Consider the following 15,415-nt stretch of genomic DNA (forward strand, 5'->3'; position numbering starts at 1 on the left):
CTCCTGCAGAACGGGCCGATCGAGCCGTACGGCTCGCGAAACCGCCAGGTATGCAGGAGTTGTGCCCGCCCCGAGCGACTCACGCGGTGTAGTCGAATCGGCTGATCTCCTCGAGCGCTTCGACGACGAACGACACGCTGTCCTCGAACAGCTGCGCGCCGTGCGCGGCGTTCGCTCCGGTCGGGTCGCCGAGCACGCCGGTGGGGCCGAAGTCGTTCGAGAGCCACCCGAAGGTCACGGGTTTGCCGTTGAAGCCGATGTGGCGGAAGTCGCCGATGTGCGCCGGCACCGTGGCCTCGAACTTCGTCGGGTCCACCAGCTCGGGGCGCAGGTGCATGATCATGCTTGTCTCACCGTGGCCGGCGTGGATGCCGGTGCCGTGCTCATCGGGTCCGCCGTCGGTGCCGTCGAACGAGGGCACGCGGGCCGCGGGCATGAAGAACGTGCGCAGCCCGAAGCGGCGCCGCAGCTCGCGGTTGGCGACGTTGAGCAGCGCGACGTTTCCGCCGTGGCCGTTGAGGAACACGAGGGTGCGGGCCCGGGTGGTCAAGAGCGACCGGCCGATGTCGACGATCGTCTGCATCATCGTCTCGGGGGTCAGCCACAGGGTTCCCGGCGCCCACGAGTGCTCGTCGGACTTCGTGATCGACAGGGTCGGCAGCTGCCACACGTCGAGGCCCTGCGCGGCGGCGCGCGCGACGGCGGCCGTTGCGGAGGCCTCGGCGACGATGGCATCCGTCGCCAAGGGGAGGTGGGGTCCATGGTGCTCGATCGCGCCGGTGGGCAGCACGACGATGGAGGTCTCGGTGAGGGCCTCGGCGGCCGCGGGGCCGCTCAGTTCGGCCAGCAGACGGGTCATGAGATGATCGCTCCCTTGCGCGCTCCGGTGTAGTCGGGGTTGAGCTTTCCGGGGTTCAACAGACCGTTCGGGTCGGTGACGGCGGCGGTCTCGGCGGTCTGCTCGACGTTGAAGTCGACGTTCCACTGGTGCGGGTTGTGCACGCCGACACCGATCGCGTTGAGCTCGGCGATGCCGCGGTACACGTCCTCTTCGCTCACGTACGGCGCGGCGAGCATGCCGATCGGGAAGGCCTCCGTCGACTCGATGTGGAGCTTGCCGCCCGCGAACACCGACTCGACGGCTTCGATGTCGTCGGCCAGCGGGGCGCCCGCGACCTCGAGGTGGAACACCTCGTGCGCCTGGCTCTTCTGGTACCACTCGATCGGGTGGTTGTAGCTGAGCATCGACAGGCGGATGCTCGCCTGCGGGCCCTCGCGCACCGCTTCGACGCGACCTCCGGCACCCTCGATGATGGCGGTGACCTCGTCGATGAGCGAGGCGTCGATGATCGCGCGCAGGCTCGAGCGCTCCTCGGGGATCGCCTCGTCGGCGGGAAGGGCCGCCGAGATCTCGACGCCGTCGCCCGAAACCAGGCGCGGGGTGGGGGTGAGGTTGCCGATCGTCTGCACGACGGAGAGGGTCCCGGCGAAGTCGGGGAAGCTCGCCCAGAGGCCGCGCCACTCGCGCAGCGGCTCGAGGCGGACCGTGGCGCGGACGATGACGCCCGCGGTGCCGTAATTGTGCACGTACTTCTGGGCCTCGTCGCCCTCGACGTGGAGGATCTCGGCGCTGCCGTCGGCGTGCACGACGTCGAGGGCGGCGACGAAACCGCGGTCGTTCGAGCCGTGCTCGATCGATCCGGTGCCCCCGGATCCGCCGGAGAGGAAGCCGCCGATCGTCGACTGCGCGGTCGAGGGATACATCCACAGCGCCTGGCCGCTCGCCCACGCGGCCTGCTCGAGCATGACCATCGGGGTGCCGGCCTCGGCGGTGATGAAGCCGTCGCCGACCTCGACGATCGCCTTGGCCCGCGTGGTGTCGACGACGAGGCCGCCCTGCATCGGAATGCCCTGTCCGTAGTTGCCGGTGCCCTTGCCGCGCACCGTGATCGGAACACCGTGACGGGATGCCGCTGCGACGGCCGTGGCGATCTGCTCGGCATCCGCGGCGAAGACGACGAGGTCGGCCAGGCCCAGCGGGAGCTTCGCGGCGATGATCGGCGACATCGGCGAGCCGTCGACGCTGGCGCGTTCGCGCACGCGCGGTTCGGTGCTGACAGCGGCGGGGCCGAGCAGGTCGAGCAGTTCGTCCTCGAGGGAGAGGACGCGGGTGGCGGTGTCGCTCATGGGGTGTGTCTCCGGGTGGAACGGGCGGGGGTGGGTGCCGCTGGGGGCGCCGAGCAGCGGTGCACAACGCAGGAGTGCTCCGACCGGATGGCCCGATTTCGCGTGTCAGTCGGCGCGGGGCAGCGGATCTCCTGCGTTGTGTACGCGACGGAGCGGTGACCGGGTTTCGGGGCGCGGGTGCGGCCGGACCGCCCCCAGCGGCCCGGCCCGCACGAGGCGGACCGGGCCGGTCGGTCAGAACGAGATGCTCTTGTCGATGAACTCGTTCGTGTAGAGGTCGGCCGGGGTGTAGCCCGACGCGGGCGGGGTGCCCAGGTCGGTGTAGACCTTGCTCGCCTTGGTGAAGAAGTCCGAGAAGCGGCTGTCGTCGAAGTTGCCGTAGGTCGAGTCGGGGCCGTTGCCGACCAGGCCCAGGTCGACCTGCGTCTTGTCGGAGTAGTCCGCCACGCCCTGCGTGTAGGTCCAGCCGGTGGCGTACTCGTCGACGAGCTTGAGGATCAGGTCGTTCGCGGCCTTCGGGTCCTTGTAGTACGCGACGCCGGCCCTCTGCAGCACGGGGACCAGCTTCGACAGGCACGGCGAGAGCTCGTCGAACTTGTCCGCCTTGACCGACACCGACGACTGGTAGGTCTGCCATCCGGAGTCGTGGATGAGGGCGAACTTCACCGGCTTGCCCCAGGCCGAGACCTCGTTCTGGTAGACGTACGGCTCGGCCGAGGCGAAGCCCTGCTGCATGTCCTTGCCGCCGGCGGCGACGAAGTTCGACGGGGTGCCGTCGTACGAACCGTCGAGCACGTCCGACGACGCGAGGCCGGAGCTCTTGAGGTACTCGATGTAGGCCGAGCCGTCGAAGTAGCGCCACACGCCCTTGTTCTTCTCGAGGGCGGGCTTGACGTCCTGGATGGTCTTGACGTCGGGGTAGGTCGCCGGGTCCCACATGACCATGGTCGGGCTGATGTCCAGCGGGGCGAAGACGGCCTTGGTGGGCGTGGTTCCCGAGAGCTGGATCGCCTCGTCGGTGCTGACGTAGCCGAGGGTGATCTTGTCGTCCTGGTACATCTGCGCCGAGACCGTCTGGAAGCCGATCGCGGGGCCGCCCGCGCGGATCTCGAGGTTCACGCCCGTGTACTCGCCGTCCGACATCAGCGGCCCGGTGACCGCCTTGGTGTTGGCGTCGATCGTGTAGTCGTCCTTGATCATCTCGTAGAGGTGACCGTGTTCGGCCTCGGGGTTCCAGTCGGTCTGGATGACGACCGTCGAGGGGCAGTCGGCCGAGAGGTCGACGGAGCCGATCTTCAGGTCGGTCGAGGGAGCGGTCTCCGCGGCGCTGCCGGCGCAGGAGCTGAGCGTGAGGGCGATCGCGACGGCGCCGGTGACGGCGGTGCCGCGAAGAAGGGTGGAGCGCTGCATGCTGGTTCGCTTTCTGTGACGGGTGGAGCTCTCGGGTGCGGGGTGTTTCGGGTACGCCGGATGCCGCCACCCGCGCTGTGGCGCGAGCGGAGGGCGTGGCATCCGGAGGTGGGAGGGTCTGGTCAGAGGGTGCTGTCGTACCAGCGACCGACGGCCACCTTCGACAACCAGCCGAAGAAGGCGAAGATCGCAACTCCCAGCAGGCAGGCGGCCAGGATCGCCGCGAACAGTTCGGCGCTCTGCAGGCGCGACTGGTAGTTGGCGATGAGCGAGCCGATGCCCGGCTCGCCGCGGCGGAAGAAGTAGTCGCCGACGATCGCGCCGATGACCGACAGTCCCGCGGAGGTGCGCATGCCGACGAAGATCGAGGGGAGCGCGGCCGGGAGGGTGAGCTTGGTGAGCACCGTCCACTTGTCGGCCTTCTGCAGGCGGAAGAGTTCGCGCTGCGACTTGTCGACCGACTGCAGACCGAAGAGCGTGTTCGAGACCATCGGGAACAGGGCGATCAGGACGCAGACGATCACGCGGGCGAGGAATTCATAGCCGAACCAGAAGCCCACCAGGGGCACGAGCGCGAGGATCGGGATGCACTGGAGCACCACCGCGTAGGCGTACGTGGAGCGCTCGACCCACCGGGCGAGCGACATCGCGATGGCCCATCCGATGCCGATGATCATCGCGATGCCGAGGCCGGCGAGGGCGACACCCGTGGTGCGGAACAGGGCGACCCAGATGTCGCTGCTCACCTGCGGGTCGAAGAAGCCCGAGGTGAACATCTCGTGCGGCATGGGCATGAGGAAGCCCTTGCCCGAGGCGCTCAGGGTGAGCGAGATCGCGTACCAGATGCCCAGCAGCACGACGAGGACGCCGAGGGGCGGGCCCAGGAGCGCTGCCCGGGCCCCGAACCCGCGTCGGGTCTTCGCCACGCGGGGGCGGGGCGGCTCGACGGGGGGAACGGATGCCGAGTACTCGGCCGTGTCGGAGACGACGGGCTCTGCGGAGGTGGTGCTCATGAGTGTCCTTCCCGGAGGGCGTGGGAGACCTCGCCGACGAGCTTCGCGAATTCGCCGGTGTAGCGGATCTCGGGATCGCGGGGCATGTCGAAGGGGACCTCGAAGGTGTCGACGAGGTGACCGGGGCGGCCCGACATCACGACGACCTTGGTGGAGAGGTAGACGGCCTCGGAGACCGAGTGGGTGATGAACAGCCCCCCGAACTTCTGCGCGACGAAGATCTTCAGCAGTTCGTCGTTCAGGCGTTCGCGGGTGATCTCGTCGAGCGCGCCGAACGGCTCGTCGAAGAGGAACAGTTCGGGGTCGAGCGTCAGGGAGCGGGCGAGCGAGGTGCGCATCTTCATGCCGCCCGACATCTGCTTGGGCAGGTGCTTCTCGAAGCCGTTGAGGCCGACGAGGTCGATCGCCCACTGCGCTTTCGGCGCGCGGACGCGCTTGGGCTGCCAGTTGAGCTCGGCGAGCAGCTCGACGTTGGAGCGCACATCGCGCCACGGCAGCAGGGTCGCGTCCTGGAAGACGTAGCCGATGCGGTCGGTGGCGACGGTGGCGGTGCCTTCGCTCGCCGTCTCGAGGCCGGAGGCGATGCGCAGCAGGGTCGACTTGCCGCAGCCGGAGGGGCCGACGACGCTGACGAACTCGCCGCGCTGGACGGTGAGGTCGACGCCGGAGAGGGCGGTGGTGCCGTTGGGGAACGTCATGGCGACGTTGCGGAAGTCCAGCAGCGGGGCGGTGGATGCCGCGACGTCTGCGGGAGCGGGAGAGGCCAAGGTCACGGGGGCGCTCGCTTTCCGTTCGGGTGGTCAGGAGGCCGTCGCGGGCGCGGCGGTCGGGGTGGGGACGGCGGTTCGGGTCGATACGGTGGTGCGGCTCACGAGCCGACCCCGGTGCAGCACCACGCGGTCGGCGCTGGCGAAGGCCACGGTGTCGCCGAGCGAGTCGGCCTTCACCGCGACGAGGTCGGCACGGGCGCCGGCGACGGGTCCGGCGAAGGGGAGGTTCATCACGTCTCGGGCGCCGACGGTCACGGCGTCGAGGGCGTCCGCGGGGGCGAGGTGACCGGCGCTGACCAGCAGGGAGGCGGTCTCGAGGTGGTCGCACCGTCCGACGGGGTTGAACGGGTCGCGCACGTTGTCGGCGCCGGCCGCGACGCGCACTCCCGCGTCTTTGAGGCGGCGGATCGGAGCGATACCGCGAGGGGTGGCGTGGTCGGCGCCCCAGCCCTGGAGGTAGAGGTTCGTGATGGGGAGGGCGATGATGCCGATGTCGGCGGCTCTGACGGCGGCCGCGAGGGGTTCGAGGTCGGTCGCGGGCATCATGCTCAGGCGCACGCAGTGCCCCGCGGTGCGAGGGCGATGCCACCCGGTGACCGCGCTCGCGTAGGCGGCGAGGGTGTCGGCTCCGGCGAGGCTCTCGTCGGTGTGCAGGTCGAGCCCGACGTCGCGGCGGCGAGCCAGGGCGATGAGTCGTTCGAGGTCGGCGATCGGGTCCTCGGCGAGGTGCGGAGCTCCGCCCACCAGGTCGACTCCCGCGTCCAGCGCGGCGTCGAAGACCTCGTCGGCTACGGTCGGTCCGCCGAGGGCGACGAGTTCGAGGTCCATGATCCCGTCGAGCTCGGCGCGCAAGCGGACGAGGGCGCGCACGCCGGTCAGCGCGTCTTCTCCGCGCAGCAGATCGACGTGCGTCCGAATCGCGGTGATGCCCGATGCCAGCATCCGCGATGCCGTGGCGCGCGCCCGCTCGAGGGTGTCGTCCTCGTCGAGGGTCAGGGCGAAGGCGTGCCAGCTCTCGATGGCGCGCTCGAGGTCGCCGAACGGGGGGTCGATGGCATCCCAGGACTGGGATTTGTCGAGGTGCGCGTGCGGTTCCGCTCCCGCGGCCGTGACGACGTACCCGTCGAGGTCGAGGATGTCTCCGTCGGTCTCGGGGAGGGGGCTGCCGGCCGGCACCACGGCGAGCACCTCGTCGCCGTCGATCGCGATGTCGACGAGGGCGCCCGAGGCCAGGCGCACGCCGCGCAGTGCGGCGATCGAGACGGGTGGAGCGGCAGACACGAGGGCCTCCGGAGGAGTCGAGAAGACAGGCGTCGAGACGGGAGCCACAGCAGCGGGGCGAGCCGCTCGAGGCGGCGGCGTCAGTGTTGGTGTGACCAACATCCGGCGATGTTCCGATGCTAGGAACCGCGCGTTTCCGCTGTATTTCCCCCGCGTGACCCTCTCGACAAAGTTGTCGGACAGGCTGCGGCATCCGTCGTGTCGGGTGCGACGAGAACAGGGGATGCCACGACGACAGGCTGTTTTCGCTCGATCAGCCTGTTCTCGTCGCCGCCGCCGTCGCCCGCACCGCGACCACCGCCGCCGTCCCGCGTTCGCGAGCGGGAGGGACGGGATGGCAGGATCGTCCGGGCGGTCACCGCCCCCACCCCCGGAGATCGCCGTGCCCGTCATTCCCGCCCCGCCCCGTGCCGCCCGCACGCCGGTGCTGCTGGGAACCCAGCTGCTGTTCAACGTGGGCTTCTTCGCCGTCGTCCCGTTCCTCGCGCTCGTGCTCACCGATGACTTCGGGCTGACCGCCGCCGCGATCGGGCTGATCCTGGGGGTGCGCACCTTCGCGCAGCAGGGCATGTTCCTGGTCGGCGGGGTGCTCGCCGACCGCTTCGGTGCGCGGCGGACGATCCTCGCCGGGTGTGCCGTGCGCGTGCTCGGCTTCGCCACGCTCGCCCTGTCACTGCTCGCGCCGGCCCCGCAGCTCGCCCTCTTCATCGGGGGGACCGTACTCACGGGTCTCGGCGGCGCTCTCTTCTCGCCGGGGGTCAACATCCTCGTGGCGGATGCCGAGCAGCGCCGCGCCCCCGCGGGTGCGAGGTCCCGCGCCTCGCTGTTCGCGTGGCTGAGCGTCGCGGGTGAGTTCGGGGCCGTGCTCGGCCCGCTGCTGGGAGCCGCTCTGCTCGGGTGGGGGTTCGTGGTGGTGGCTCTGGCCGGGGCCGCCCTCTTCGTGCTGATCGCCGTGGTCCTCGCCCTCGCTCTGCCGCGTCGGACGCCCGCGGCGACGGAGCGGGGGATCCACGGACGGTGGTGGTCGCTCCGCGACCGACGGTTCGTGGCCTTTTCGGCCCTGCACGCGGCGGACCTGCTGGCCTTCAATCAGCTCTACCTCGCGCTTCCCCTCCAGCTCGCGCGTGCCGACGCGGGCCCGGGCGTGGTCGCGGCGATGTTCGCGTGGGTCTCGGCGCTCACGCTCGTGCTGCAGTTGCCGGTGTCGCGCTGGTGCCACCGCGTGGGCGCGGCCCGTGCTCTGCGGGCGGGGTACGGGCTCTCGTCCGCGGGATTCGTCGTGGTCGCCGCGAGTGTCGTCGTTCCGCTCGACGCCTCGGGGCGCGTGATGGCCGTGTTCGTCGCCGCGGGGCTCGTCGTCGTCGGCCATCTGACGACCAACCCCACGGCGCAGGGACTCGTCCCGCGGTTCGCCGCGATGCTGCCGACCGGATCGTTCTTCGGTCTGCTCTCGACGTGCGGCGGCGTGGCCGTGCTCATCGGCAACGTCGCGGTCGGCGCGCTGCTCGGCTGGACCGCGGTTCCGGCCGCGGCCTGGCTGCTGCTCGCCGTTCCGCTCGTGGTCGCCGCCGTCTGGGCCCCTCCGGTCGCGGCCTCCGCGGGGCGGGCGTCAGGCGACGAGAACGAGGCGGGTGGATGCTGAGGGTGGCTACTTCTCGTAAACGTCTCGGCGATGACCGGCGTGGACGACCACGATCGTCAGCACCTCGTCTTCGATCCGGTACAGCACCCGATAGTCACCTGTTCGCACTCGCCATTCCGGCCGCGCGGTCAACTTCTTCGCCGCGGGCGGCCGGGGCTCTTCGGCCAAGACGTCGATGACGGCCTGGATGCGCCGCTTCGCCTCGGGTGGCAGTTTCCGGATTGCGCGGACAGCGGCGGGGAGGACGTCGATCCGATACGTCACGGGAGAAGGCCGAGGTCGCGTTTGACCTCATCCCAGGGAACGGGAGTCTCGGCGAGCCGGTCCGTCTCGTCCCACGCGGCGTCCACGGCCCGGATGTCGGCCAGTTCTTCGGCGTCCTCGAGCAGTTGCTCCAACTGAGCCGCGTCGACGATCGCGGCGACGGGACGGTTGTGACGAGTGAGGTAGACCGGCTCGTCACGGGCGTCGTCGATGATCGCCGACAGGCGGGCGCGGGCGTCTGTCACGGCGATCCGACTCATGACGACAGCATAGTCTCGAATGTGCAAATTGTACAGAATGTACTCACTCGCGAGCGCCTACAGCTCGAGCGTGATCCGCGGGCAGGCGGCGCGCGAGACGCACGGCATCATCGAGCGGTTGGCATCCTGCTCCTCGGGGGAGAGCACCGAATCGCGGTGCTCGATGTCGCCGTCGATCACGGCGACCTCGCACGTGCCGCAGGTGCCCACGCGGCAGCTCGAGGGGACGACGATGCCCTGCTCCTCGATGACGTCGAGCACCGACCGCTCGGGCGGCACCGTCACCGTCAGTCCCGACATCATGAGGTCGACCTCGAACGGTTGCTGCCACACGGGAGGGCCGAGCACCTTCGCCTCGAACCGCTCGACGTGGAGACTCCCGCGGGGCCAGCCCGACATCGCGGCATCCAGTCCCTCGAGAAGGCGCGCGGGTCCGCACGCGTACACGACGGTTCGTGTCACGGGCGTCTTGAAACGGGCGGCGAGGTCGAGGCGGCGGCCCTCGTCCGCGGCGTACACCTCGACCCGCGGGCCGTACTGCGCCTCGAGCTCGTCGACGAAGGCCATGGTGGAACGCGACCGCCCGACGTAGAGCAGGGTCCACTCGGCGCCCGCGGCCTCGGCGGCCTCGATCATCGGCACGATCGGGGTGATGCCGATGCCTCCCGCGACGAAGACGTACGAGCGCCCCGCGGTGGGGGCGAACAGGAAGTGGTTGGCGGGCCCGCGCACGCGCAGGGCCGACCCGACGTGGGCGTTCTCGTGCAGCCAGACCGATCCCTCGCGCTCCCGCAGGACGCCGATCCGCCAGGTGCCGCGCTCGGTCGGCGAGCCGCACAACGAGTACTGCCGTTCGATCCCGCCGGGCAGGACGACGTCGACGTGCGCCCCGGGCGACCAGTGCGGCAGGGCGCCGGTCGACCGCTCGAGATCGAGGACGACGACACCCTCCGCGGCATCGCGCCGCCGGCGCACGACGGCTTCGAAGGTGACGCCTGCGCTCACGTGTTCTCCTGTTCGATCAGGTCGTCGGCCCCGCCGTGCACGAGCTCTTTCACGATGAGCAGTCGGTACGTCGAACCGTCGGGCGAGTGCCAGCGGTGCGGGGTGCCCGAGCGGCAGTAGACCGAGTCGCCGACGCGCAGAGTGCGCTCGCCGAGCCCGCCGAACGAGATGACGATCGACCCCTCGAGGACCGTGAGGAACTCGTCTTCGTCGTGCACGTAGTGGTCGCCGGCCGCGGCGTTCGATCCGGTGAACTCGAGGGGTTCGAAACGGCGCGGGCCCTCGGCGAGGAGCCGGGCGGTGCCCTCGGCGTACGGTCCGATGACGCCCTCGTCGGCGGCGACGAACGAGGGTTCGGCGTCGTGGTCGGCGCGCGGCGGCTCCGATCCCGCGAGCAGCTCGACGCGGCTGGTCCCGAGCGCCCGGGCGAGCCGTTCCAGGCTGGCCATGCTGGGCCGGGCCAGGCCCCGCTCCAACTGGCTGAGGAAGGGGTGCGACAGGGTCGCCGCCTCGGCGAGCTGGGTGAGGGTGAGTCCGCGCGCCTTGCGCAGACCGCGCAGGTGCGCGCCCAGGCGTTCGTCGCTGCTCGGGGTGTCCATCACGGGAGCCATGGTCGTCATCGTCCCACCCTCTCGAACAGTGAGCCGACGATCTCGCGCTCGTCGGCGCGCACGAGTCGCCCGTCGTCGACGACCGTGCGTCCACCGACGACGACCGTGCGGGGGCGACGACCGGGTGCCGCCCAGAGCAGCCCCGCGACCGGATCGGCTACGCCGGCGTCGGCGACACCCGACACGTCCCACACGCAGAGGTCTGCGGCCGAGCCCGCGACGAGGCGGCCGAGCTCGGGTCGCCCGAGCCCGTTGGCCGAGCCCGCGCTGGCCATGGTCAGGACGTCGGATGCCGCGAGCTGCGGACCGACGAGGGCCGACACCTGCATCGCCAGGCGCGCGTCGGCGAGCAGGTGCCCCGCATCGTTGCTGCCCCCTCCGCTCGTCCCGAGTCCGACGGCGACGCCGTCGTCGAGGAGACGCCGTACCGGCGCGACCCCCCACCCCATGGGCACGTCGCAGCCGGGCGCATGGGTGGCGGAGGCTCCGGATGCCGCGACCCGGGCGACCTCGTCGTCCGAGATGTCGCACAGGTGGGCGAGGGTGACGTCCGGGGCGAGCCAGCCCCACTCGTCGAGCAGATCGAGGGGACGCCTGCCGTAGCGCTCGAGGGCGATCTCGACGTCGACGACCTCGTTGGCCTGCGTGCGCCGACGGAGCCCGTGGCGCTGAGCGACCTCGCCGAGCAGGGTGAAGGTCTCGCGGGGGTCGCTGTGCACACCGGCCGGGCCCACGGCGACCTGGAGCATGCCGTCGGCCGAGATCCCGCCGGGGCGGCCGGGGACGAGGGCCGAGACGATCGCCTCCGCCGACGCGGCCGCGGTCTGCGGGTCGTCGCGCGCCGCTCCTCGCACGAACACCAGGCGGGCGCCGAGGTCGGTCGCAGCGCGAGCCGCCGCTCGGGCCATCCCGACGCCGTCGGCCTCGGCGGGCCAGGTCAGGTGGTGGTCGGCGACGGTGGTCACCCCGCTCAGCAGCGCTTCGGCGAGGCCGGCGCGGGCGGCGAGCCCGGTCAGTTCGGGATCGACTCGCGCCTCGGCGTAGGCCCCGGCCATGGCCGGGAGCCAGTCGCGCATCGGGATGCCGCGGGTTCCCGGCAACGTCCGGAACGCCGTCTGCAGGAGGTGATGGTGGGCGTTGACCAGACCCGGTGTGACGACGCAGCCGGTGGCGTCGATGATCTCGGCATCCGTCGTGTCCGCTGCCTCGACGACCATCCCGTCGACGAGGACGACGTCGCCCGTGCGCACGCGACCGGGTCCCTCCACGACGGCGACCGCTCCGCGGACGACGACGACGCTCACGCGCTCCTCACCGCGCAGGACGCGCTGCCGCCCGCGATCGCGTGCAGGCGGCGTTCGCCGGCGTCGCGGAGCGGGCGGGCGTCGGCCGCGTTCCGGGATGCCACGATCTCGGCGATCACCGACAGGGCCGTCTCTTCGGGGGAGCGTCCACCCAGGTCGAGCCCCAGGGGGGAGTGGAGGCGGGAGAGCTCGGCATCCGTCACTCCGGCGGCGCGGAGCAGGGCGGCGCGGCGCGAGACGGTGGCTCGGGCTCCCATGGCACCGACGAAGCCCACCGGCAGGCGCAGCGCCACGCGGATCGCGGGGACGTCGAGGCGTTCGTCGTGGGTGAGGACGCACACCGCCGTCCGTTCGTCGGGGGCGGGGAGAGCGGCGAGGACCTCGTGGGGTGCTCCGACGACAAGGTCGGTGGCGTCGGGGAAGCGGTCCCGTGTCACGAGCAGCGCCCAGTCGTCGCATACGGTCACCGCGAAGCCGGCCGCCGCGCCCACTCGGCACAGGGCCGCGGCGTGCTCGCCGGCGCCGAGGATGATCAGCCGCGGGGGAGCGGGGCGGTGGAGCACCAGCGGCTCGCCGTCGAGCTCGAGGCGCAGCGACGCCTCGCGACCGTCTCGCGCCGCGATCAGCGCGTCGCGGTGCGCGGCGTCGACCCGGTAGGCGACGACGTCGACGGCTCCGCCGCACGCGAGCCCGGCGGCGATCGGCGCGATCGCGTCGTCGTCGCCGAAGCCGAAGCGCGCTCGGCGCACGGTCCCGGTGCGCAGCGCGTCGAGACCGAGCATGACCGCGTCGCTCTCGACGCAGCCACCCGAGATCGATCCGATCACCCGCGCGTCCCGCGTGACGGCGAGCGTCGCTCCCACGCCGCGGGGGGCGCTGCGCACGACGGCCGTGACGGTGACGGCCGCCACGGGTACGCCCGCGTCGATCAGCGGCACCAGGTCGGCGGCCAGTTCGAGCATGGATGCGACCGTAATCGGGGCGTGTTTCGCGCACGCTACGCTGTCGTGACCATGCCCGCCGCACTTCCCGGAACCGTGTCGGGACTCGTGCTGGCCGCGGGCGCGGGGCGTCGGTTCGGGGGGCCCAAGGCCCTCGCGCGCACCTCCGCCGGCACCCCGTGGCTCGCCCTCGCCGTTCGGGCCCTGCGGGAGGGGGGATGCCGCGACGTCGCGGTCGCGCTCGGCGCCGGCTTCGACGAGGCCGCGGGTCTCGTCCCGGCGGGTACGGCGATCGTGCGCGTCGACGAGTGGGCCACCGGCGTGGCCGCATCGCTGCGCGCAGGGCTCGAGGTCGTGGCATCCGGGTCCTCCGACGCCGTCGTGGTGCTGCCCGTCGACACCCCCGACGTCCCGGCGACAGCCGTCGCCCGCCTCGCGCGCCGATCGGAACCCGGCGCCCTCGCGCAGGCCACCTACGACGGCGCGCCCGGTCACCCGGTGCTGCTCGGTCGCGCGCACTGGGCGGGGATCTCAGCGGCGGTGACGGGTGACATCGGGGCCCGCCCGTACCTCATCGCGCAGGAGGCCGACCTCGTGGAGTGCGGCGACCTCTGGTCGGGAACCGACCGCGACACGCGCTGACGCGGGCTCAGCCGGGCGGCGACGGGGCCAGTCGGTAGAGGATGCGCGGGCGCCCGCGGGCGCCGTACCGGTGCGCGAGGTCGATGACCCCTGTCGACACCAGGTGCTCGAGGTAGCGCTGAGCCGTGGCCCGCGACAGGCCGCAGGCGGAGGCGACGTCGGATGCCGAGACGAAGGCGACCGGGTCGAGACTCGCCCGGACCCGGTCGAGGGTGACCTGGGCGAGGCCCTTCGGCAGCGGCGCCGGAGACGAGCGTTCGGGCACGCGCACCGTGCCCGTGCCGAGCAGGCGATCGATGTCGCCCTGCGTCAGAGCGCGATCGCGGTCGGCCTCGGCGCGCGCCTGCCGCTCGCGGCGGTACGTGTCGAGGCGACGCTGCAGCATCTCCTGCGTGAACGGCTTCACGAGGTAGCCCACGACGTGTGCAGCGAGCGCCTGCCGCACGGTCACCTGGTCCTGCGACGAGCTGATGACGAGCACGTCGAGCCCCTCGGCCCCCAGCGTCCGCAGGCGGTGCAGCACCTCGACCCCGCTGATGTCGGGCAGCCGCATGTCGAGCAGCACCAGGTCGACGTCCTGTCGCGCGCGTTCGACGGCCGCGATCCCGGTCGCCGCCGAGCCGATCACCCGGAAGCCCGGTGTCTCGTCGACGAAGCGGCCGTGCAGCGCGCGCGCCGCGCCGTCGTCGTCGACGACGAGCACCCGCACCGGATCGTCGGTCATCGCGGCACCGCCATCTCGAACGAGAAGCTCGCGCCGCCCCACGCCGATCGGCTGACGGTGACCTCGCCCCCGCGCTCGGCGACGGCGCGACGGACGAGCCCGAGTCCGAGTCCGCGCCCGGTGCCGGTGACGTCGGGCTTCGAGGAGTGGCCCACCGAGAACGCGCGCTCGACGTCGTTCGCATCGAGCCCCGGACCGTCGTCGTCGACCGCTCCGTGCAGCCGGTCGCCGATCTGTGAGAGCGTGCAGCGCACGCGCGAGGCACCCGCCTCGGCGGCGTTGCGACACAGGTTGGCGAGGACGACCAGCACCGTCTCATCGACGGGCAGGTCGCGGTCGACCTGCACCTCGAGGTGCGCCCCGAGGGCGGCGACCTCCGCGCGCAGCGCCTCGAGACTCGCTCCCACCACCGACGGGCCGAGCCGGGTGTCCGAGGCCGGGCGGGCGGTGAGCGTCGGGGCGGCGTCGGCGATGTAGGCCAGTGCGTCGCGCGTGTCTCCGTGCGAGACCAGACCGTGCAGCACGTGCAGCCGCGTGCCGAACTCGTGCGCCTGCTCGCGCAGGGCCGCCATCGTCCGGGTGCTCTGCTCCTGCTCCGCCGCGAGCGCGTCGGCCTGCCGGAAGCGCCGTTCGATCGCGGCGGCCAGCAGCGACGACGACAGGGTGCCGACCACGAGCGCCCCCAGCGCCCAGGGCAGCAGGGCACCGAGGGCCTCGTCGCGGTCCGCCAGCATGCGCGATTCGAGCACCCCCACCGCGACCATGCCGACGATCGTGCCGTCGGAGCTGATGGGGACCTTCGCGCGCACCGTGCTGCCCGAGGGTCCCGTCTCGATGCCGACGAACGGCGTCCCCGCCAGCACGCTCGCGTTGGCGGTCTCGACGAGCACGCCGCGTTGCGTGACCTCGGGGTGGGTGATGCGCACGCCCTCGTCGTCGGTGATGACGACGTAGAACACCCCGGTCGTGCGCTCGACGAGATCGGCCAGCGGTTGCAGCACCGCCGTCGCGGGCGAGAGGTCTCCGGCATCCGCGAGATCATCCGCCGTTCCGGCGCGGGACACGGATGCCGCGGCCAGGCGCACGTCGTCGAGCTCGGCGAGCCCGGAGGCCACGTCGTACACGCGCTCGACGGTGTCGTCGCGGATGCGGCGCTCCTGCACCGAGGCGGCGATCACGGTGGTCAGCCCCACGGCGAACAGAACGATGACGCTCGGCAGTACCACGAGCACGCGCCTCACCGCTCGCGGGGTGAGCGCCGGGGAGTACTCGCGCATGGTGGGCTTCCTGTCGCACGCAATATGAGCACAAAGCGCGCGGGGGCTGCGCCGTGCCACCCCTCCTGGGAGCGTCTTCACATT

General features: G+C 71.8%; 16 protein-coding genes. 2 read left to right on the top strand and 14 right to left on the bottom strand.

All coding sequences use genetic code 11. The features are described 5' to 3' along the window. Positions 1 to 79: 79 nt before the first annotated feature. From AB6V31_RS15840 to AB6V31_RS15865, 6 genes are all read right to left on the bottom strand, one after another. Complete coding sequence (locus AB6V31_RS15840; protein ID WP_369366802.1) at positions 80 to 859, bottom strand: creatininase family protein; 780 nt, start codon at positions 857 to 859, stop codon at positions 80 to 82. Further along, entirely contained in the window at positions 856 to 2,187 is a 1,332-nt protein-coding gene (locus AB6V31_RS15845) for an FAD-binding oxidoreductase (protein ID WP_369366804.1), read from the bottom strand. The genes AB6V31_RS15840 and AB6V31_RS15845 overlap by 4 nt, the downstream gene beginning before the upstream one ends. A 234-nt stretch (positions 2,188 to 2,421) precedes the next feature. After that, positions 2,422 to 3,597: an ABC transporter substrate-binding protein gene (locus AB6V31_RS15850; RefSeq protein WP_369366806.1), complete on the bottom strand. Its 1,176-nt coding sequence runs from the start codon at positions 3,595 to 3,597 to the stop codon at positions 2,422 to 2,424. Between the two features lie 122 nt (positions 3,598 to 3,719). Beyond that, positions 3,720 to 4,610: an ABC transporter permease gene (locus AB6V31_RS15855; RefSeq protein ID WP_369366807.1), complete on the bottom strand. Its 891-nt coding sequence runs from the start codon at positions 4,608 to 4,610 to the stop codon at positions 3,720 to 3,722. Then, on the bottom strand, positions 4,607 to 5,383 hold the full coding sequence (locus AB6V31_RS15860) for an ABC transporter ATP-binding protein (RefSeq protein ID WP_200914124.1): 777 nt from the start codon (positions 5,381 to 5,383) through the stop codon (positions 4,607 to 4,609). Before AB6V31_RS15860 ends, AB6V31_RS15855 begins: the two co-directional genes overlap by 4 nt. Positions 5,384 to 5,410: 27 nt before the next feature. Further along, positions 5,411 to 6,661 carry an amidohydrolase family protein gene (locus tag AB6V31_RS15865; RefSeq protein WP_056228177.1) on the bottom strand — a complete coding sequence of 417 codons (1,251 nt, stop codon included), beginning with the start codon at positions 6,659 to 6,661 and terminating at the stop codon, positions 5,411 to 5,413. A gap of 382 nt (positions 6,662 to 7,043) precedes the next feature. Between AB6V31_RS15865 and AB6V31_RS15870 the strand changes: the two genes are divergently transcribed. Beyond that, entirely contained in the window at positions 7,044 to 8,303 is a 1,260-nt protein-coding gene (locus AB6V31_RS15870) for an MFS transporter (protein ID WP_369366808.1), read from the top strand. 6 nt (positions 8,304 to 8,309) lie between these two features. On the opposite strand, the gene AB6V31_RS15875 is transcribed toward AB6V31_RS15870, so the two are convergent. From AB6V31_RS15875 to AB6V31_RS15900, 6 genes are read right to left on the bottom strand one after another with little or no spacing between them, the layout of a single operon-like run. Beyond that, on the bottom strand, positions 8,310 to 8,567 hold the full coding sequence (locus tag AB6V31_RS15875) for a type II toxin-antitoxin system RelE/ParE family toxin (RefSeq protein ID WP_056225615.1): 258 nt from the start codon (positions 8,565 to 8,567) through the stop codon (positions 8,310 to 8,312). Then, entirely contained in the window at positions 8,564 to 8,827 is a 264-nt protein-coding gene (locus AB6V31_RS15880; RefSeq protein ID WP_369366811.1) for a type II toxin-antitoxin system Phd/YefM family antitoxin, read from the bottom strand. The genes AB6V31_RS15875 and AB6V31_RS15880 overlap by 4 nt, the downstream gene beginning before the upstream one ends. 57 nt (positions 8,828 to 8,884) lie before the next feature. Beyond that, positions 8,885 to 9,832: a 2Fe-2S iron-sulfur cluster-binding protein gene (locus AB6V31_RS15885; RefSeq protein ID WP_369366812.1), complete on the bottom strand. Its 948-nt coding sequence runs from the start codon at positions 9,830 to 9,832 to the stop codon at positions 8,885 to 8,887. Further along, positions 9,829 to 10,452, bottom strand: coding sequence for a helix-turn-helix domain-containing protein (locus tag AB6V31_RS15890; protein ID WP_369366815.1), 624 nt, complete (start codon positions 10,450 to 10,452; stop codon positions 9,829 to 9,831). The genes AB6V31_RS15885 and AB6V31_RS15890 overlap by 4 nt, the downstream gene beginning before the upstream one ends. Continuing rightward, positions 10,449 to 11,747: an amidohydrolase family protein gene (locus AB6V31_RS15895; protein ID WP_369366817.1), complete on the bottom strand. Its 1,299-nt coding sequence runs from the start codon at positions 11,745 to 11,747 to the stop codon at positions 10,449 to 10,451. Before AB6V31_RS15895 ends, AB6V31_RS15890 begins: the two co-directional genes overlap by 4 nt. Continuing rightward, positions 11,744 to 12,709 (bottom strand): XdhC family protein, encoded by a 966-nt coding sequence (locus tag AB6V31_RS15900; RefSeq protein WP_056225632.1) that lies wholly within the window; start codon positions 12,707 to 12,709, stop codon positions 11,744 to 11,746. Before AB6V31_RS15900 ends, AB6V31_RS15895 begins: the two co-directional genes overlap by 4 nt. 51 nt (positions 12,710 to 12,760) lie before the next feature. Between AB6V31_RS15900 and AB6V31_RS15905 the strand changes: the two genes are divergently transcribed. Beyond that, positions 12,761 to 13,330, top strand: coding sequence for an NTP transferase domain-containing protein (locus tag AB6V31_RS15905; protein ID WP_369366819.1), 570 nt, complete (start codon positions 12,761 to 12,763; stop codon positions 13,328 to 13,330). 7 nt (positions 13,331 to 13,337) lie between these two features. Here the strand turns inward: AB6V31_RS15905 and AB6V31_RS15910 are convergent, their stop codons facing one another. Together AB6V31_RS15910 and AB6V31_RS15915 are read right to left on the bottom strand one after the other, a co-directional pair. Then, entirely contained in the window at positions 13,338 to 14,054 is a 717-nt protein-coding gene (locus tag AB6V31_RS15910; RefSeq protein ID WP_056225635.1) for a response regulator, read from the bottom strand. Beyond that, a complete protein-coding gene (locus AB6V31_RS15915; protein ID WP_369366822.1) occupies positions 14,051 to 15,331 on the bottom strand; it encodes an ATP-binding protein in 1,281 nt (426 codons plus the stop codon). Before AB6V31_RS15915 ends, AB6V31_RS15910 begins: the two co-directional genes overlap by 4 nt. Positions 15,332 to 15,415 lie beyond the last annotated feature (84 nt).

Source organism: Microbacterium sp. 16-032 (genome assembly GCF_041079455.1).
In the GTDB taxonomy this organism is placed as follows: domain Bacteria; phylum Actinomycetota; class Actinomycetes; order Actinomycetales; family Microbacteriaceae; genus Microbacterium; species Microbacterium testaceum_A.

Bases quoted from the DNA above. Each gene is read 5' to 3' on its own strand.
- AB6V31_RS15840 (WP_369366802.1), bottom strand. From the start codon at position 859: ATGACCCGTCTGCTGGCCGAACTGAGCGGCCCCGCGGCCGCCGAGGCC.
- AB6V31_RS15845 (WP_369366804.1), bottom strand. From the start codon at position 2,187: ATGAGCGACACCGCCACCCGCGTCCTCTCCCTCGAGGACGAACTGCTC.
- AB6V31_RS15850 (WP_369366806.1), bottom strand. From the start codon at position 3,597: ATGCAGCGCTCCACCCTTCTTCGCGGCACCGCCGTCACCGGCGCCGTC.
- AB6V31_RS15855 (WP_369366807.1), bottom strand. From the start codon at position 4,610: ATGAGCACCACCTCCGCAGAGCCCGTCGTCTCCGACACGGCCGAGTAC.
- AB6V31_RS15880 (WP_369366811.1), bottom strand. From the start codon at position 8,827: ATGAGTCGGATCGCCGTGACAGACGCCCGCGCCCGCCTGTCGGCGATC.
- AB6V31_RS15890 (WP_369366815.1), bottom strand. From the start codon at position 10,452: ATGACGACCATGGCTCCCGTGATGGACACCCCGAGCAGCGACGAACGC.
- AB6V31_RS15900 (WP_056225632.1), bottom strand. From the start codon at position 12,709: ATGCTCGAACTGGCCGCCGACCTGGTGCCGCTGATCGACGCGGGCGTA.
- AB6V31_RS15905 (WP_369366819.1), top strand. From the start codon at position 12,761: ATGCCCGCCGCACTTCCCGGAACCGTGTCGGGACTCGTGCTGGCCGCG.
- AB6V31_RS15910 (WP_056225635.1), bottom strand. From the start codon at position 14,054: ATGACCGACGATCCGGTGCGGGTGCTCGTCGTCGACGACGACGGCGCG.
- AB6V31_RS15915 (WP_369366822.1), bottom strand. From the start codon at position 15,331: ATGCGCGAGTACTCCCCGGCGCTCACCCCGCGAGCGGTGAGGCGCGTG.